General features: G+C 73.5%; 14 protein-coding genes. 5 read left to right on the top strand and 9 right to left on the bottom strand.

Annotated elements, in window-relative coordinates:
* Positions 1-38: 38 nt before the first annotated feature.
* Positions 39-1,208, top strand: a complete 1,170-nt coding sequence (locus HF577_RS24030; protein ID WP_169398206.1) for an acyl-CoA dehydrogenase family protein — start codon at positions 39-41, stop codon at positions 1,206-1,208.
* A gap of 74 nt (positions 1,209-1,282) precedes the next feature.
* Positions 1,283-2,062 carry a hypothetical protein gene (locus HF577_RS24025; RefSeq protein ID WP_169398205.1) on the top strand — a complete coding sequence of 260 codons (780 nt, stop codon included), beginning with the start codon at positions 1,283-1,285 and terminating at the stop codon, positions 2,060-2,062.
* A 12-nt stretch (positions 2,063-2,074) separates the two neighbouring features.
* On the opposite strand, the gene HF577_RS24020 is transcribed toward HF577_RS24025, so the two are convergent.
* The 3 genes from HF577_RS24020 to HF577_RS24010 are packed head-to-tail and all read right to left on the bottom strand — an operon-like array spanning position 2,075 to position 7,622.
* A complete protein-coding gene (locus tag HF577_RS24020) occupies positions 2,075-3,073 on the bottom strand; it encodes a hypothetical protein (RefSeq protein WP_169398204.1) in 999 nt (332 codons plus the stop codon).
* The gene (locus HF577_RS39360) at positions 3,070-6,405 is read right to left on the bottom strand and encodes an AAA family ATPase (RefSeq protein ID WP_169398203.1); all 3,336 of its coding nucleotides are present in this window, start codon (positions 6,403-6,405) and stop codon (positions 3,070-3,072) included. Before HF577_RS39360 ends, HF577_RS24020 begins: the two co-directional genes overlap by 4 nt.
* The gene (locus HF577_RS24010) at positions 6,405-7,622 is read right to left on the bottom strand and encodes a metallophosphoesterase family protein (protein WP_169398202.1); all 1,218 of its coding nucleotides are present in this window, start codon (positions 7,620-7,622) and stop codon (positions 6,405-6,407) included. The genes HF577_RS39360 and HF577_RS24010 overlap by 1 nt, the downstream gene beginning before the upstream one ends.
* A 164-nt stretch (positions 7,623-7,786) precedes the next feature.
* On the opposite strand from HF577_RS24010, the gene HF577_RS24005 reads away from it, so the two are divergent.
* Positions 7,787-8,779, top strand: a complete 993-nt coding sequence (locus HF577_RS24005; RefSeq protein WP_312859338.1) for a cytochrome c oxidase assembly protein — start codon at positions 7,787-7,789, stop codon at positions 8,777-8,779.
* Positions 8,780-8,819: 40 nt separating this feature from the next.
* Here HF577_RS24005 and HF577_RS24000 read toward each other — a convergent pair whose 3' ends face one another.
* The 4 genes from HF577_RS24000 to HF577_RS23985 form a co-directional block, all read right to left on the bottom strand.
* A complete protein-coding gene (locus HF577_RS24000; RefSeq protein WP_169398201.1) occupies positions 8,820-9,551 on the bottom strand; it encodes a Type 1 glutamine amidotransferase-like domain-containing protein in 732 nt (243 codons plus the stop codon).
* A 40-nt stretch (positions 9,552-9,591) separates the two neighbouring features.
* On the bottom strand, positions 9,592-11,136 hold the full coding sequence (locus HF577_RS23995; protein WP_169398200.1) for an acyl-CoA synthetase: 1,545 nt from the start codon (positions 11,134-11,136) through the stop codon (positions 9,592-9,594).
* 173 nt (positions 11,137-11,309) lie between these two features.
* Positions 11,310-13,043: an ATP-binding protein gene (locus HF577_RS23990; protein ID WP_169398199.1), complete on the bottom strand. Its 1,734-nt coding sequence runs from the start codon at positions 13,041-13,043 to the stop codon at positions 11,310-11,312.
* Positions 13,044-13,142: 99 nt separating this feature from the next.
* Entirely contained in the window at positions 13,143-13,664 is a 522-nt protein-coding gene (locus HF577_RS23985; protein WP_312859337.1) for a cupin domain-containing protein, read from the bottom strand.
* Positions 13,665-13,969: 305 nt separating this feature from the next.
* Between HF577_RS23985 and HF577_RS23980 the strand changes: the two genes are divergently transcribed.
* On the top strand, positions 13,970-14,587 hold the full coding sequence (locus tag HF577_RS23980) for a hypothetical protein (protein ID WP_169398198.1): 618 nt from the start codon (positions 13,970-13,972) through the stop codon (positions 14,585-14,587).
* Positions 14,588-14,603: 16 nt separating this feature from the next.
* Complete coding sequence (locus HF577_RS23975) at positions 14,604-16,394, top strand: hypothetical protein (RefSeq protein ID WP_169398197.1); 1,791 nt, start codon at positions 14,604-14,606, stop codon at positions 16,392-16,394.
* On the opposite strand, the gene HF577_RS23970 is transcribed toward HF577_RS23975, so the two are convergent.
* On the bottom strand, positions 16,391-17,083 hold the full coding sequence (locus HF577_RS23970; protein ID WP_169398196.1) for a TetR/AcrR family transcriptional regulator: 693 nt from the start codon (positions 17,081-17,083) through the stop codon (positions 16,391-16,393). The two genes, HF577_RS23975 and HF577_RS23970, sit on opposite strands and share 4 nt — an antisense overlap.
* Before the next feature lie 6 nt (positions 17,084-17,089).
* Positions 17,090-18,377, bottom strand: a 1,288-nt coding sequence (locus tag HF577_RS23965; protein ID WP_169398195.1) for a xanthine dehydrogenase family protein molybdopterin-binding subunit, incomplete at its 5' end; no start/stop codon positions are given.

Raw genomic sequence — 18,377 nt, 5'->3', positions numbered from 1 at the left:
GCGTATGCCGCGCTGTCGTACCCATTGGAGGACCGAGGATGGAGATCACACACCGCGAACGCGCGGCCCTCGTCGAAGCTGCCAGGGCCATCGCGCCCGTGCTGCGGGACAACGCCGATCAGGCCGAACGGGAGAGCCGGCTCACCGACGAGGCCGCCGACGCTCTGCGCGAGGCCGGCTTCTTCCGGCTCGGTGTCCCCCGGAGCCACGGCGGCGCCGAGGCAGACCTGCTGACATGTCTGGAGGTCACGTCCGAGGTGGCGCGAGCGTGTGCGTCGAGCGCGTGGGTCGTCGCCCTGTCCTACGGCGCGCAGCGGATGGCCGGGTCGTTCGGTGAGCAGGTCCGCGCCGACCTGTGGGGGAAGGACCCGGATGTCGCCTTGTGCGGCGCGTTCACCGGGTTCGGCCTCGTGGTCACGCGCACCGATGGCGGGCAGCTCGTGTCGGGCCGATGGTCGGCGGTGTCCGGCTGCTACCAGGCCGGCTGGGCCGCGCTCGGCATGCCGATCGTGAACGATGACAACGAGCGGGGTCTCGGACTCGTGCCCCTCGACGCCCTTTCCATCGAGGACACCTGGGACATGGCCGGAATGCGGGGAACCGGCAGCAATACGCTCGTGGCCGACGAGGTTTTCGTGGCAGACCGCCATATTCGTCGATTTATCGACCTTATGGAAGGTGGTGGCGAAGGCACCGAGCCGTTCTATCGCGTCCCCGGCCGATCCTTGGCGATGCCGCTCGCGGCGGTCCTGCACGGGATCGCCCGATCGGCCTTCGAGCAGACGATGGACGTGGTCGACAGCGGCAAGCCCTTGGCGATGTCGACCTACAGCCGGCTCGCCGATTCCCCGGGTGTCCAGGCGAGCCTGGCGGAGGCCGCCAACCTCATCGACTCGGCGTGGTTGCACATGGCCCGGTCGGCCGAGGCCCTCAGCGAGGCGGCTGAGGCCGGACGACGACCCGACATCACCCTGCGGGCCCGGGGGCGGATGGACGCCGGGCACGCTTCCCGGTGTCTGCGCGAGGCACTGCAGCTCCTGCTGACGGTGAGTGGCGCCAGCTCCTTCTCCCGAGCGAAGGTCATCGAGCGCAACTGGCGGGATCTGGAGACCGCGGCACGCCACCCCAGCCTCAACGAGGGGCTGATCCGGGAGATGTACGGCCGGGCGCTGGCCGGGGTCCAGGAGCAGGCCAGCGCCATGATCTAGGAGCCCGGCGCGTTCGGAGCCGGAACCGCCACCCCGCGTGGTCAGCCGCGGGCCGTTGCGCCGATCATGTCCTGGTGGCGGACGAGTCGGTGGCCCCGGCCGGAGCGGGTGCGGGCGCGCCCCGGAGACCGGGCCTGTCCTTCGCGCTCCTCCTCCGCGCTGGCGCAGCCGCGCTGGGGATCGCCGCCCTCGTCGCCGGCTGCGTGAGCGCATTCGTGCTGCGGAGCGACACCGCCGCGGTGGCCGTCCTCGTCGCCGGCACGGCGCTGGTCATCGTCGTGCTGGTCCTGCCCCGGCTCTCCGAGCTGAACGTGGGCACGGACGGCGTCAGCCTCAAGCTCACGATGGAGGCGGCGGCCACCGGTGCCCCCACCGCCGCGGGGGTGATGGAGAACTCCGGTCTGGCGCGCTTCGCGATCGCCTACGAGATCGTCCACTCCGAGCTCCGGGGCGACCCCGAGTACGAGAGCGCGCGGGTGCACCTCCAGGACGTCCTGGTCGAGCGGGCCAGTGCGATGGCCTTCGGCTCCACGATCCCCGCCGCCGAGGTGCGGGCGTTGTTCATCGGGGGCTCGCCGGTGCTCCGGACCCTCAGCATCGGGTTCATGAAGGGCGATCCGTCGACGGCGGATACCGGGCTCCTGGCGTCGGCGATCACCGCTCCGGCGTCCGCGAACGAGCAGTACCAGGCCCTGGACCTGATCGAGCGGCTGTGGGCGCGGTGGAGCCGGGAGGAGCGGGAGTACCTGCGCAGCCGCATCCGGGCCACCGACTTCCAGCCGGGCACCAGCAGGTCCCGCCTCGCCGCGCGCATCCTCGACCTGCCCGTGGAGCCCCGGCTCCCCCAGCACTGACCCTGGCGGGGGTCAGATCACCGCGGGCTCCCGCTCGGCCGCCGCGCGGCGCAGCGCCCGGTACACGAGGTTCGGGTCCCCCAGCCGCCGGCGCAGCTCCCGCTCCAGGCCGGCGATCGGGTACAGGTTCTGCGGCGCCCGGGAGTCCTTGAACTCGACCGACGCGAAGCGGCCCAACGTCACCTGGCTCCGTGACGCGAGCGTGACGGCGTCGGCCGTGGCCAGCTCCGCGCTGCACTCCACCCGCACGATCCCCGCCCACGGCGCTCCCGGACGGCACGGCAGCCGGAGGTACCAGGTGTGGCGTCGCCACGGGGCCTCGATCCGGAACACGGGCGTGCGCTGCCCGGCGGCGAGCGTGGCGATCATGGCCCCGAGCTGCGCGGGGAGGTAGCTGCTGTGGTGGGTCTTGACGTACCCGATGGTCCGCGGCAGGTGCTGGCGACCGCGCAAGGAGCCGTCGAGCACGAGCAGGTCGTCGACGGCGGCGTGGTCGAGGCCGGCGCCGTCGAGCGGGGCCAGGTGGGCGGCACGGGCGACGGTGGCGGCGACGAACTCCGTGTCGGCGAGCGCCCGCTGCAGCGCCGAGCTGAGCACCTGGCCGGGCGCCACACCGGGCCGCTCGGTCGTGTGGTGGGCCTGGTAGGCACCGGCCCCGGTGACGATGTCGGTGGTGGCTTCGGCCGTGCTGAACACGCCGCGGCGGACCTCGGGCGGCAGCAGATGTGCGCCTTCCCGGCAGCAGCAGACCGCCCCGGCCGCATACGACGCGCACAGGGCGGGCGAGGCCAGCCCGGGCTCCTCCTCCACCCACACCTGCGCGTCCACCCGCCGCACGCCGTCGACGAAGAGCACGGCCTCCGGCGGCGCGACAGCAGGGTCCGGGTCGACCGGACACCACTGCTGCACGGGCTGCTCGACGTCGAGCACGACCTCGGCGGCCGACTCGTTGAGCTCGGACTCGACGCTGGCGCCGTAGGAGGGATCCCAGGCTTCGACGGCGAACTTCACAGGCCCTCCCGCGTGACGGACGACGTGCGCTGGTCGCGGCTCACGGCGAACCGCACCGGCACCCGCTCGGCCAGCGCCGCCACGTGCGTGACGACGCCGACCATCCGGTCGCCCCGGGTGGCGAGGTTCTCGAGCGTGCTCGCGACGACCTCGAGGTTGGCCTCGTCGAGCGTGCCGAAGCCCTCGTCGAGGAAGATCGACTCCAGGCGGGCGGCCCCCTGCGCGGCGAGCCCGGACATCTGCGCCGAGAGCGCCAGTGCGAGCGCGAGGCTCGCCTGGAACGTCTCACCGCCCGAGAGCGTCTTGACCGGGCGCCGCGCGTCGGCGTCGGCGTGGTCGATCACCAGGAACTCGCCGCCCTCGTGGGTGAGCTCGAACTGGCCGCCGGACAGCTCGGCGAGGCTGCGGGACGCGTCGGCCACCAGCGCGTCGAGCGCTGAGGCCACCAGCCAGCGCGGGAACCCGTCGGACCGCAGCAGGTTGCCGAGCAGCTTCGCCACCTGCTGGGCCGACTCGGCCTCCTCGCGGTCGGTGCGGATCCTCTCCGCCGCCGCCCGCCGCTCGGCGACGCGCTCCTGGGCCGACCGGGACCGGGCGATCACGCCGGCGACCGCGGCGAGCGCGGTGGTGCCGAGCGGTGGGGCGGCGGAGACGTGATGGGCGAGCAGGTCGTCGGCGATCCGTCGCTCCACGGCGTCGCGGGCGCCCCTGGCCGTCTGCGCCGCGCGCTCGGCCTCGGCCAGCCGGTCGGTGCGGGCGGCCGCCTCGCGGCGGGCCCAGCTGACGAGTGTCTGCCACCCCGCCAGCAGCTCGTCGCCGCCGACGGCGGGCGCACCGAGCGGGACGAGCGGGTCACGGGCGTGGCGCAGCGCGTCCCAGGCCGCTGCGACCTCCCGGCCGACGTCCGCCGCGGCGCGTTCGGCCGACCGCCACGCGGCACGGGCGGCGCGCAGCTCCGCGTCGGCCTCCCGGACCGCGAGGTCGAGGGCGTCGAGCCGCTCCAGCTCCGCGGCGGCGGCCGAGTCGGACGGCGCGCCGGCCAGCGCGGCCTCCAGCTGCGTGACGCTCCGCTCGATCGCCTCGACGGCGCCCCGGGCGTCCTGCTCGGCGCGGGCGGCGGCGGTCTCGTCGCGACGCCGCTCGGCCGCGGCGCGCTCGGCCGCGGCCCACGCCTCCTCGGCGGCGGCCCGGAGGCGTTCGGCCGACGCGGCCTCCTCCTGAACGGACCCGAGCTCGGCGTGCCGGGACGCGGTCGCCGCGCCGGCCCACTCGACCAGCGTGGTCCAGCCGCCGAGGACGTCGCCGCCGTCGACCGCCGGGGCACCGAGCGGCACCAGCGGGTCGCGGGCGGCCCGCAGTGCGGCCGCGGCGGCAGTGACCTCGGCGCGCAGGTCCTCCACGGCAGCGGCTGCCTCGGCGCGGCGCCGGCGGGCACCCCGCACCGCGACGTCGGCCTCCTCCGCCGCTGCGGCGAGCCGGTCGAGATCGGCGAGCGCGGCGTCGATCTCCGCAGCGGTCGGGACCTGGGCCGCGCCGGCAGCGGGCAGCACCCCCTGCACCGCAGAGCGCAGCCGCGCGATCGTGGCGTCCAGCCGCTCGACCTCGGCGGCCACCCGCTCCCGCGCCGCCTCCGCCGCCACCTCCCGGCGCCGGGCCTCGTCGTGGGCCCGCTCGGCGGCGGCGACGGCGCGCCGCGGGCCGTCGGGGTCGGTGTCGGCCGGCAGCGGCGCGGGCAGGGTGGCGACCACCTGGGTGCAGACCGGGCACGCCTCGCCCGCGACGAGAGCGGGGCGCAGCGCGGCGGCGAGATCGGCGCGCTGCGCGAGCGCGTGCTGTTCCTGAGCGTGGACGAGGCGGTGGCGGGTGTCGGCCACCAGCGCCACGGCCGCCACGATCTCCCGCTCCGCGCCCGCCGCACGCTCACCGGCCGAGCGGCGCTCCTCCTCGGCGTCGTGGAGCTCGCGGCGGTCACGGCGCGCCTGCTCCAGTGGCGCCCGGTCGGGTGCGGCGGCGAGCACCGAACGGGCCTGCGCGTCGGCGGTCTCCGCCTCGGCCAGCACGGCGTCGGCCCGGTCCAGGGCGGCGGCGGCACCGGCGCGGCGCCGTTCGAGCGCGTCGAGCCCGGTGGGAACCGCCACCGACCGCAGCGCGTCACGTTCGGCCGTGAGCCTGCGCACGGCGTCCTGCGCCGAGGTGAGCGCGGAGACGGCACCGTCGCGGCGGGTCCGCGCGTGCTCCAGGCCCGTTCTGGCGTCGGCGGCGTCGCTCGCGGCGGTGGCGTAGGCGGCACTGGCCTTCTCGTGCCGCTCCCGCGCGCCCGGCAGCTCACCCGACAGGCCGCGGAGCTCGGCGTGCTGACGCCGAACCTGCTCCAGGGGGCCGCGCGCCGGTGCGGCGGCGAGCCGCTCACGGGCGGCGGTGTCGGCGGACTCGGCGGTGGCGGCCCGCGCCTCGGCGGCCGCCTGCTCACCGGCCGCGGCGCGCTGCCGCGTGTCGAGCTCGGCGAGCCCGTGGGGCAGGGTGAGGGCACCGAGCTGCTCCCGCTCCGCGTGCAGCCGGGTGACCAGCCCTTCGGCGGTGTGGAGGGCGGCCTCCGCGCCTGCCAGCTCGGGAACGGCGGCGCCGACGCGCGCCGACAGCGCCTCCAGCTCGACCACCAGCGCGGCGGCGGCCTCCTCGGCCTCTGGGGTGGCGTCGGCGTAGGCCGTGAGCTGCTCGGCCAGCACCTCGGACCGCTGCCGCTGGGCCGCCGCCTCGCTGTTGGCCTCCCGCGCGATCACGTCGTAGACGCCGAGCCCAAGGATCCGCACCAGCTTCTCCTGGCGCTTGCGCGGCTCTGTGTGCAGGAACTCGGCGAAATCGCCCTGCGGCAGCACCACACAGGTGCAGAAGTCGCCGAAGGGCAGCCCGAGCAGCTCCTCGACGGCCTTGGTGACGGGCCCGGCGCCGTCGGCGAGCGGCTCGGTGTCCTCGCCGGGGCGGCCGAGACCCGACCCGTCGCGCAGCCGTTCGAGCCGGGCGCTGCGCACCGACACGCCGCCGGTGGCCGCGCGCCGCAGCTCCCGCGCGGCGACGTACCGGCCGCCGGCGACGTCGAAGACCAACCGGACCGTGCCGCGGCCCACCGAGGGCGCCAGCGCCAGCCCGACGGTGCGGCTGTTGTCCCACCGCGGCACCGACCCGTAGAGCGCGAAGGTCATCGCGTCGATCACCGTGGACTTGCCCGACCCCGTGGGCCCGACCAGCGCGAAGTACTCCGCGCCCGTGAAGTCGACCGTCGTGGGCTCGCGGAACGAGGCGAAGCCCGCCATCTCCAGGAGTACCGGGCGCATCAGCCCGCTCCGCCGATGCTCGGGCCCGCAAGCGACCCTTCGGTGCCGGTGCTCGGGCTCGAACTGTCGGTGACCCGGTCGTGCAGGCGCGCGAACAGCTGCTCGACGCGGGTGTCGGCGATGTTGCGGGTGCCCAGGTACTCGCGGAACAGCTCGGACGGGCCCTGGTCGGGCCCACCGGTGGTGGGGCGGGACGCCGCGACGGGCGCGGCGAACTCCGGGTCGATCCGCACCTCGAGGGCACCGGGCAGCATCGCGATCACCTCTTCCCGCAGGCCCGCGCGAGCGGGCTCACGTACCCACACGCGCAGGAAGTCGTCGCCCACGGTGTCGGCGAGCACCGACAGTTCCGCGATCGTGCCGCGCAGCGTGCGCAGCCTGCGCCCCGCCGTGATCGGGATGTCGGTGATCTTCGCCGGGGTGCCCGGTGCGGCCTCCACGAGGCAGACGACCGGCGTGTTGTCCTGCTCACCGAAGTCGACGGCGAGCGGCGCGCCGCAGTAGTGCACCGGACAGGGCGCGTCGATGCGCTGGCGGCGGTGCAGGTGACCGAGGGCGACGTAGTGGGCCTCGAGAGGGAAGATCGCGGCGGGCACCGCGTACTCGAAGATCGACTGCGCGGCCCGCTCCCCTCCGCCGAACGTGCCGTTGAGCACCGTGAGGTGGGCCATCACGAGGTTGACCGCGTCGTCGCGGAAACCGGCGGTGAGGCTGGCGAGGATGTCGCGCAGCTGCTGGTCGTAGGCGCCGGTGTTCTCAGCGGGCGTGTTGGTGACGAGCTCGGCTGCGCGCACCGCGTAGCGCTGCGACAGGAACGGCAGCACCGCCACCGTGGCCCGCTCTCCCGTGGACCGGGCCGTGAACTCCACCACCCCGCCCCGCTCCGCGGTGCGCACCGACCCGACCAGCGTGATCCCGGCGACGCCCGCCAGCGGCCGGTAGGCGTCGAGGGTGGGTGCGTGGTCGTGGTTGCCCGCGATCGCGATCACCTCGGCCCCGGTGCGGGCCAGCCCCATGAGCGTGCGGATCACCAGCTGCTGCGCCTGCGCCGATGGCGCCGCCGTGTCGTAGAGGTCGCCCGCGACGAGCACGGCATCGACCTCCTGCTCCCGCGCGATGCCGACGATCTCGCGGAGCACCTGCTCCTGCTCGTCGAGGCGCGAATGGCCCTTGAGCGTCTTGCCGACGTGCCAGTCGGACGTATGAAGCAGTCGCATCAGGTGGTCATCGTAGGCACCGGGTCCGTCAGATCCCGGAGCGCCACACCCACCGGCGCCGATGGTCATGACCGGCGGCCCGCGCGGTCGCCGGGCGGCCCGCGCATCGCGCTCAGCGCGGTCCGGCGCCCGGACCAGGTCCGGAGCGCGCGTAGCGTCGAGGCGTGGCATCCGGAGTGGTCGCGGCGCTGGCGTATGCCGGTCCGCCGCCGTTGACGCTGGCACGAACGTTCACGTCCTGGCGGTTCACGCCGGGGGTTGCGGCCACCGTGGCCGCACTCGGCGGCGGGTACGGGGTGGGCTTGCGCAGGCGGCCGGCCGCGGCGGAGGCATGGCCGCGGGGCCGGACCGCGTGCTTCGCCGCCGGGGTCGTGGTCATCGCGCTGGTCGGGATGTCGTTCCTCGGCGTGTACGACGACACGCTGTTCTGGGTGCGGGCCGTGCAGAACATCGTGCTGCTGATGGTGGTTCCGATGCTGCTGGCAATGGGGGCCCCGCTCACGCTGCTGCGCGACGTGCTGCCCCCGCCGGCACGCACACGGCTCTCCCGGGTCATGCACAGCCGCGGCGCCCGGGTGGCCACCTTCCCCCTCGTCGTGACCGTCGTCCTGACCCTGCCGCTGCTCGTGCTCTACCTCAGCCCGCTGTACGAGAAGACGCTGCGCAGCGCCCTGGCCAGCGCGGTTGCCGGGCTGGTGCTGGTGGTCACCGGGTTCATCTACTTCTGGACCAGGTTCCGCATCGACCCGGCCCCCCGGGCGGATCCCTACGGCGTGACGCTCGCGATCACCATCGTGGAGATGATCGGCGACGCCGTGCTCGGCGTGGTGCTCTGGCTGGGCCCGCTGGTCGCGGCCGGCTACTACACGGCCGTCGCGCGCGACTGGGGACCGAGCCTGCACGTCGACCAGTGGCTCGGCGCGGGCGCGCTCTGGATCGGCGGCGACGTGGTGGGCCTGCCCTTCATCGGGGTGGTGGTCGCGCGGATGCAGCGCGAGGACCGTCAGCGCGCCGCCGTGATCGACGCGGAGCTCGACGAGCGCGACGCCGCCAGGGCTGCCGCGGTGCCCCCGTCCGACGACGAGGCGGACGCGGACCGCCCGCGGCTGTGGTGGGAGGACGACCCGGAGCTGTCCCAGCGGTTCCGGCGGCAGTGACGGACCGCCGAGCGCCCCGCCCCCGGAATCGCAGAGATCATCACAGCCGCCGCGGAACGATCCTCGTCTCGCTCACCGTTCCGTCGGCGCCGCGCTCGACCCGGTAGGCGAACGCGTCCGGTCGATCCGCGACCGCCTCGACGAACTCGGTGCCCCGGTAATGGATGCCGACGCCGTTGTCGGTGGCGAACCCGGCGCCGAGCGTGCCGTTCCCGATCAGCTCGTGGAACAGCGGCCTGCGCCTCTCCTCGGCGTCGTAGTGCACCCCGTTCGAGTACGGCAGGAAGCCCAGCCCACCGGTGATCGGCGCCAGCTGCGGCCCGAACGAGTCGGTGGTGCCGCCGTCGTGCCAGCAGATCGACCCGGCGGAGACCCCGCCGAGCACCACCCCGGCCTCCCAGCACTCGCGCAGGATCCGGTCCAGGCCGTGCACCTGCCAGACCGCGAGCAGGTTGGCGGTGCTGCCGCCGCCGACCCAGATGACGTCCTGGGCGAGCAGGTGCGCCCGCACGTCCTCGACGTTCGGCATCCCGAACAGGGCCAGGTGCGAGGTCTGCACGTCGTGCGCGGCGAACGCGCCGTAGAACGTGGTCAGGTAGGTGATCGCGTCGCCGGAGGCGGTACTGACGAAGCAGAGCCGCGGGCGCGCGGACGGCCTCGCCAGCTCGAAGGCGTAAGGGAAGATCGGACCGGGCTCGCAGTCGATCTCGTTGCGGTTGCGGGGAGCGAAATCGATCGAAGTCGCCAGGATAGTGGGGGCGTCAGCGGTCATGCCGTGATCGAATCACCGCCCCGGACGACCGGCTCGCCGATTACCCGCGCGCTCCGGCGAGGTAGGTCTCGCGCAGCCGGTGCTTGCGCAGCTTGCCGGTGGCGGCGCGCGGGAGCGTGTCGACGAAGTCGATCCTGCGCGGCACCTTGTAGTGCGCGATCCGCTCCCGCAGATAGGCCAGCAGCTCCCGTTCCAGGTCCGGGCCCACCGCCACCTGGGGAGCAGGCTGCACGACGGCCATCACCTGCTCACCCATCTCGGGGTCGGGGATGCCGAAGACCGCAAGGTCGAGCACCGCGGCGTGCAGCGCCAGTGCGTTCTCCACCTCCTGCGGGTAGATGTTCACCCCGCCCGAGATGATCGTGAAATCGGCGCGGTCGGTGAGGAACAGGAAGCCGTCGGCGTCGACGTATCCGAGGTCGCCCGCGGTACCCCAGTTCTCGTGTTCCGGGTGCCGCGCCTGACGGGTCTTCTCGGGGTCGTTGTGGTAGGTGAACGGGAACGCGCGCCGCTCGAAGTAGACGGTGCCGACCTGCCCGGCCGGCAGCTCCTCGCCGTCGTCGCCGCACACGTGCAGGACGCCGAGCACCGACCGCCCCACCGACCCGGGCCTGCGCAGCCAGGTGGCGGAGTCGATCATCGTGAGGCCCAGCCCCTCACTGCCGGTGTAGTACTCCTCCACCAGCGGGCCCCACCACTCGATCATCTTGCGTTTCACCTCGACCGCGCAGGGCGCCGCGGCGTGCACGGCCACCCGGTGCGAGGACAGGTCGTGGGCGAGCCGCTGGTCGTCGGGCAGCTTGAGCATCCGGACGAACATCGTCGGCACCCACTGGCTGTGCGTCACGCGGTACCGCTCGATCGCGGCGAGTGCGGCGGTCGCGTCGAAGCGCGGCATGACGACGACGGTGCCGCCCGCCTCGTGCACCAAGCCGGTGAAGCGCAGGGGTGCGGTGTGGTAGAGCGGTGCGGGCGAGAGGTAGACGGTGTCGTCGGCGATGCCGTATCCGGCCCCGAACAGCCGCTTCAGCGGGTTGACGTAGGCGTCGACCGGCCGGCCCGGCAGCGGCACGGTGATGCCCTTCGGCTGCCCCGTGGTGCCCGAGGAGTAGAGCAGCTCGGCACCGCGGGGCTGGTCGGCCGCCGGCTCGGGCGACGCGGCCGCGAGAGAGGCGACGATGTCGTCGTAGCCCGCCACCGGGCCACCGACCGCCAGCCGGATCGCCACCTGCGGCGTCCGTCCGAGCAGCGCGGTGGCGATCGCGGCGACGCCGGACGAGACGACCAGCGCCCTCGCCCCGCAGTCGTTCACGATGTGGACGATCTCCGCGGCCGTCAGGTGGTGGTTGAGTGGGGTGAAGTACAGGCCGCTGCGCATCGCGGCCCAGTAGACGACGTGGAACTCCAACCGGTTCTCCGCGAGCAGGGCGACGCCGTCACCGGGCCGCAGGCCGGCCTCGCGCAGCACGTTCGCCAGCCGGACGGAGCGGTCGTCCAGCTCGGCGTAGGTCAGAACCGCACCGCTGTCGGACATGATCACGGCCGGTTTGTCGGGAGTGAGCGTGGCGAAGGTGCCGGGGAACACCTGCCTCCCTCGGGGGATCGAGAACTGCGGGTCCTGCCGACGACAGGAACAGTCACTCCTGACTGTCTCGGGCCACGCTACCGGGTGCCGCAATTCGGACATCCGGGGGCCCGGACAGCCGCCGACGGGCGACTCGACCTCCCGAAACGGGCGACTCGCGGGGGTCGGGGCGCTCAGAAGGGTGCGTCGTCCTCGTCGTCGGGCATCGCGGGGAGCCGGGCGAACGGGTCGAGCCGCGCCGCACCGTTGGTGCTCGCCGCCCGTTGCGGATCACCCGCCGACTCCGACAGCCGGGTCGCCCACGCCGGGAACGGGAACTCGACGGCCAGCGGCACCGGGATCTCCGGCTGCGAGACGAACATCGTGCCGGGCTTCGCGAGCGTGGCGCGCTGTCGCTGGGACGGGGGCAGGAAGCCGTACTCCGGACGCCCGGCCTCCGCCGGGTCGAGCCTGCCGACGACCTTGATCGACGAGTTGGAGACGATCCGCCGCTCCACCTCGCTCGCGGTCTGCTGCGCGCCGATCAGGATGATCCCCAGCGAGCGGCCGCGCTCGGCGATGTCGAGCAGCACCTCCTTGATCGGGCTCGACCCTTCGCGCGGCGCGTACTTGTTGAGCTCGTCGATCATCGTGAACAGCAACCCACCCGGCCCGGCGGCCTCCTTGCGCGCGGTCTCGGACGCCAGCACCACGCCGACGACGAACCGCTGGGCCCGCTCGGGCAGGTTGTGCAGGTCGACGACCGTGACCTGGTGCGCGTCGGTGCTCACGCGCCGCCCCGGTGCGTCGGTGAGGTCGCCGCGGACGATCGAGCGCAGCGGCTTGAGGCTGGAGCGCAGCCTCCGTAGGAACGCGTTGATCGTGCCGGTGCCGGTGACCGGGCCCGCCCAGTCGCGGCGCTCGTCCTCGTCGGTGAGCCGGTCCGAGACGAACTCGACGAGGTCGTCGTAGGTGCGCAGCACCTTGCCGCCCACCGCGATCGCGCCGTCCCCGACGGGCGTGGCCTCCCGCCGCAGCCGGGCCGCGACCTGGTGGATCACCATCGTGTACTGGTTGCGCTCGTCCTCGGCGTCGGCGAAGACGTACGGGAGGAGCTCCTCGGTGCAGAACTCCGCGAGCGTCCACCAGAACGCGGTGACCCCGCTGGTCCGGCCGGTGACGTGCGGGCGCCCGGAGAGGTCCTCGGGCGTGGGCGGGGCGAAGAAGCCCGCCGAGGCGAACGGCGCCGCGAGCAGGCCCAGCTTGGCGTACGCGGCGCGCAGGTCGTCGTCGAGACGGTTGTTGGGCTGGTCGAGGAACAGCAGGTCCTCACCCTTGACGCTGAACACCAGCGCCTTGGCGTTGACCGAGCGCCGCCCCAGCACGCCGCTGCGGAAGATCGAGTACAGCAGGAAGAGCGCGAAGCTCGTCTTCGTGGCGACGCCGGAGATGCCGCTGATCGAGACGTGGCCGCCGCGCGTGCCGTCGAGGAACTCCAGGTTGACGTAGATGGGTTCGCCGTCGCGGCCGAGCCCGACCGGCACCTTCAGGGCCATCTGGTCGAAGTAGAGCGCCCGCGCGCGATCCTCACCGGTGGCGCGCCGGACGAGCGAGCCCGGCGTCGGCGGGACGTAGCACTCCGGCTCCACCCGCGTGGTGGTGATCTCGGCGACCTCCTGCACCTGCGCGGGGAGCACGCCGTCGGCGATGAGGAAGACGTCGGAGCCGAACGAGGCGCCCTCGTGCCGGGCCCGGACCTCGGTGACCACCCCGGACGTCAGCACCGGGCCGATCCCGGGCACCGGCCGGACGGTGACCACGACGTCGTCGAGCTGCAGGTACTGCTCCTGAGCCAGGGCCACGCTGAACAGCAGCGGTGTGGAGTCCTCGGTGCCGACGACGCGGCCGACAGGCGCTTCCTCGGACACGACCCCTCCTCGTCACTGCTGGTGGGACCCTAACCGGCCACACCCGGCCCACGGGCGGGGGGCCGGAGCGACGCGCCGGTCGGCCTGACCCGCGGGCGGTCACCCGTGGTCGGGCCGAGCCGCGCGGGTCAGCTCCGTGATCCGTGACCGGGCGCCCGGGTACCGGTCGAGGAGGACGGCGCGGTCGCCCAGCCGGAAGCCGGCCCAGTCGAACGGCGGCGCGGTGGTCGTGCCGACCAGCGACCACTCCCCCTCCGGGCTGGACCCCTGCCAGGTTCCCGCCGCCACCACCACCTGCGGCCGCTGCCCGGCCTCGAGACCGGGGCCGAGCACCGGCTCCTCGATCGCACCGCCGGGGTGCAGCAGGAGCAACCGGAGGGGTGATCCGGCATACCAGTGGTAGGTCTCGGTGGCGTCGAGGCGGTGCAACGCCGAGAACTCGGGCGCGAGCAGCAGGTAGTAGATCGCGGCGGAGTGGGCGTCGAGGTGGGTGCGCCGGAACAGGCCACCCTCGTCGGGCAGCGGTTCGAGCCCCAGCAGCGCGGCCACCCGCTCGCCCTCGGCGCGGCTCACCACGCCGCCGGAGAGATCAGGCACGGCCGGGTCGCGAGGTGGGAGCACAGGGGAAGTGTGCCCGTTGCTCCGGACGGGACCGCCCCATCGGAGACCGCACGCTTCCCCACCGTGGACGCCGTTGGTCACCCGGTGTAGTTGCGGCGGCCCGATCCGCACGTTCGGACGAACTGCGGGGTGTCGCAACCGCCCCAACAGCCGAATAGGCCGACCACTACTAGTCTTAATGCGCCGGATACGTCACTCACCATTGACGGGACTCGCCGCCGCGACAAGTCCCCGGCACTTCGCACGCACATGCGACTGCACGTGCGAGTACTATTCGTGTCACTCACAGGGTAGGGGGTAGGGGAATGGCTGCTGGCGAGCTCGATCGGCTCGCAACAGGCCTCCTCGAAGGGCTGGGCAAGGAGTTCTGGGGGTTCGCGCCTCATCTCGCGGCCGCCACTGTCGAGCAGCTGGGACCGGCCCGGGCGATGTCCTGGAGCCTGAGCAGCGTCCACCGTTACGACCGCACTCTGCGCGCCTTGGGGCCGTTGCGAACGCAACTGGTCTGCACGACCATCTCCCTCTACAACCGTTGCCAGTACAACGCCTACGGCCACGCGTACGCGGCCGAGCTGATCTACTTCCGGAAGCGGGGCCGGCTGTTGCCGGTCGACCCGACGACCCTGTCCGGGTGGACCGACCTGTCCCCCGGCGAGCTGCGCGACCGGCTGTGCGACCTCCTGCAGCACGCCGACCTGCACGTCGAGGTGATCTGGATCGACCGCACGCTGGCTCTCGCCGCGGGCGAGCAGGAGCCTGTCGACCAGGACGAGGCCCGGATCGCCCACCTCGTCCGCCTGTTCTCCGTGCTCGACGCCGTCGCCGTACTCGGCAAGCTCGAGCCGGACGAGGCCCACGACCCGATCAACAAGGACACCGCCCTCAAGGCCAAGCACGCGGCGCTGCGCGGCTCCCTGGCCTGAGCCGGAGTCGGTAGCCATGCCGACCGCCATCGGTCTCCGCGCGGGAACCCGCACCGGTGGCGCCATCTCGCCATGTCATCGCCCGGCCGTCGCGTCGGCGCTGACGGCCGCGGTGTACCTCGTCGCCTCTCTCGCCGTGCACCGCCGGGTGCTGGGCGACCTCGGCGGCTCCACCACCGGGTCGACCTCGGCGGACGCCCACCTGTTCGCCTGGTGGCTCAACTGGTTCCCGTGGGCGGCCGGCCACGGCCACGAGCTTCTGTTTACCGCCCACCAGAACTATCCGGGCGGCGTTAACGCTATGTGGAACACCTCGGTTCCACTGCTGGCGTTCCTGCTGGCGCCGGTCACCTTCACCGCCGGACCGGTCGTCTCCTACAACATCGGAATGATTCTCGGGCCGGTGGTTTCCGGCCTGGCTCTCGTGCTGGCGCTACGCCCGTATGTGGCTCGATGGCTGCCACGCTCAATAGCCGGTCTACTGTATGCGTTCTCGCCATTTGTCGTCGCGCACGGTTCGGTCGGCCACCTCAACCTCGTGTGGGCGGTGTTACCGCCCGTCCTCCTCTGGGCGGTACACACTCTCGTCGTCGTTCCGACCGCCCATCCGGCACGCGCCGGAGCGCTACTCGGTGTCGCGTTCGCGGTGCAGACCGGGATCTACTCCCAGACGGTCGCCCTCGGCGCGGTGGCGCTGGTCGTCGTCGCCGTCTGCCTGGCGGTCCGCCGGCCGCAGCTCGCCGTCGAGCGGCTCCCGGGAGTGGCCAGAGCCGTGGCGGCGTGCCTCGCGACGTACGCGGCGCTGTGCGCGTATCCCCTCTACCAGCTCCTCGCCGGGCCCAACCGGCCCCGCGTCCAGATCCGGGACCCGGCCGTGACCGGTGCGGACGCGGCCAACCTCCTCGTACCGACCCACCTGGCCGCGCTCCGGGGCGGCACCGGGCCGCTCGCCGACCAGCTCCGCTCGCACGCGGGTGAGCAGGGCGGCTACCTGGGCGTGGCGCTGCTGGTCGTCGTACTGGTGGCGGTGGTGAGCGTCCGGCGGCCGCTGGTGCGGATGGTCGGGGCCATCGGGGTGGTGCTGCTCGTGCTGTCCTTCGGGGTCGGTCTCGTGGTGCTGGACCACGACACCGGGATCCCGCTGCCGTGGCACCTCGTCGAGCGCGTGCCCCTCCTGTCCGAGATCGAGCCCGTCCGGTTCCAGGTCTTCGTCGCGCTGTGCGTGGCCCTGCTGGTCGCGGTCTGGCTGGACCACCTGGCCGCCACGCCGCCCGGCCCGCGCCGCACCGCTGCTGTCGCCGCCACCCTGCTGGCCGCCGTCACGTGGCTCCCCTCCGACTCCCAGGTGGCCGTACCCGCGCCGGTCCCCACGTTCTTCACGCGCTCGGCCCAGCAGCAGCTGGCTGCCGACGACGTGGCCGAGACGGTCCCGACGATCACCGGAACCTGGATGGGCGGGGCCGAGCCGCTGCGGTGGCAGGCGGCGAGCGGCATGGCCTACCGCACGATCGGTGGCTACTTCATCGGGTCGGACCCGCGGCACGACCTGCTCCTCGAGGCGCCCACCACCCTCTACCAGCGCGTTGCCACCGAGATCACCGCCGGCCGCACGACGTCCATGGCCGGCGCCGGTTCGGCGGCGCGGCAGCTGCGCGCCGCAGGGGTGACCGTCGTCCTCGTCGTCGACCGGCCGGGTGTCGGCGCGCCGCTCCTGGAGTGGACCCGGCGCGTGACGGGATCCCCCGGCCGCCGGGTCGACGACGTCTGGCTGTTCCGGATGGCGCCCGTCGCCGCCGGGCCGCGCTAGTCCGGCCGGGGCGCACCGCCACCGTCGCGCGGGTGCAGCAGGCCGGTCAGGACCACCTCGATGAGGTGCTGCAACGACGGGGTGAACTCCAGCCGCGTGTGCTCGAGCCGGGGGTCCTCCGCGTACAGCGCCACCAGCGTGGCCGGCGGATGGGTGGCCTGCCACAGACCTGCGGCGACGGCGCTGACCGCTCCCACCAGGTCCCGGACGTCGTCGTCGGTCAGGTCGGGCAGCACCCGCCGGATCAGCACCTCGGCGTCGGCGAGCGCGGCGAGCGCGGCCAGCTTGAAGTTCCGCACCGCCTCCAGCGACACGTTCCGCTCCAGGGTGAGGGACGTGTGGGTCATCAGGTCGCAGAGCAGCGGCCGGGCGGCGAGGGTGCGGGCGACCACCTCCGCCACCCCGGTGACCGACCCGACCGGCAGCCGCGCCAGCTCGTCGCGCATGCCGTCCACCCAGTCCTGCCAGCCCTCGGCCGTGAGATGGAGGTAGATCTCCTCGCGGGTCTCGAAGTACCGCAGCAGCGCCGACTTGTGCACGCCGACCTCGGCCGCGATGTCCGCGAGGCTGACGTTGCTGACGCCCTTGCGTTCCGCCTGGGACCGGGCAGCGGCGAGGATGGCCTCGTAGCGCTGCTGCTTGTGCTCGGGGCGGCGGGCCCGCCGGAACGGCGCCCCGTCAGTCCCCATGAGCCCTCACAGCAGCTTGTCCAGCGTGATGGGCAGGTCGCGGACCCGCTTGCCGGTGGCGTGGTGCACCGCGTTCGCGATCGCCGCGGCGACGCCGGTGATGCTCACCTCGCCGATCCCGACCAGGCCCAGCGGCATCGTGGGGTCGGGCTCGTTCAGGTAGTACACGTCGATCGGCGGGATGTCGGCGTGCACCGGAACGTGGTAGTCGGCGAGGTTGGCGTTCATGATGCGCCCGCTGCGCGGGTCGACGAGGCTCTCCTCCTGCAACGCCATGCCGATGCCCATCACGATCCCGCCCCGCAGCTGGCTGCTCGCGGTCTTCGCGTTGATCACCGTGCCGACGTCGAACACCCCGAGCCAGCGCGACACCCGCACCTCACCGGTGTCGGGGTCGACCCGGACCTCGCAGAACTGGGCGCCCGACGCAGCCTTGACCCAGCGCCGGTTGTCGAGCACGAACTTCGTCAGGAACCGCGCCTGCCCGACGATGCTGCCCAGCCGGGTGTCGGAGCCCACCGCGGCGTCGACGGACACCTGGGCCGCCCGCCCGAGGATCGCCGCGTAGGACTCCCCGCGCGCGTCGGCGGCACGGTAGAGCCCGCCGTCCCTGGCCCGGACGTCGGCCAGGCGCTGCCCGCGCAGCAGCGACTCCGCCGAGCGCGCCGCCAGTGCCAGTACCGACCGCTTCAGCTTGTCGCACGCCTCCACGAGGCTCGCGGCCACGCTCGCGGTCTGGCCCGAGCCGCCCGCACCCGGTCCGGTGGGGAGTGCGCTGTCCCCGTACTCCACGGTGACCGCCTCGAACGGCACGCCGAGCGCGTCGGCGGCGATCTGCGCCTGGGCGGTGGCCCCGCCCATGCCCATCTCGTGGAACCCGCACCGCACGAGGACGGTGCCGTCGGCCGCCAGCCGGACGGTGACGTTGGCCAGGAACTGCCATGCCGGGTGGTACGCCGACGCCACACCCATGCCGACCAGCCACCTCCCGTCCCGCATCGAGCCGGGCTGCGGCGTCCGGGCCGACCAGCCGAACAGCTCGGCCCCGCGAGCGTAGGCCTCGCGCAACGCGCGGTGCGCGAACCGCTTGCCGTCGATCGGGTTCCGCTCCGGCTCGTTGCGCATCCGCAGCTCGATCGGGTCGACCCCCACCTCGTAGGCCAGCTCGTCGACTGCGGCCTCGAGCGCGAAGGTGCCGATCGACTCGCCCGGAGCGCGCATGAAGGTGTTGGGCAGCACGTCGAGCGTGACCTGGTTCTGCTGCACCAGGATGTTCTCGGCGTCGTACAGGTGC

The organism is Pseudonocardia xinjiangensis (assembly GCF_012911925.1).
Taxonomy (GTDB): domain Bacteria; phylum Actinomycetota; class Actinomycetes; order Mycobacteriales; family Pseudonocardiaceae; genus Pseudonocardia; species Pseudonocardia xinjiangensis.
The sequence above is the reverse complement of the archived record's forward strand: the minus strand, read 5'-3'. Positions and strand labels throughout refer to the sequence as shown.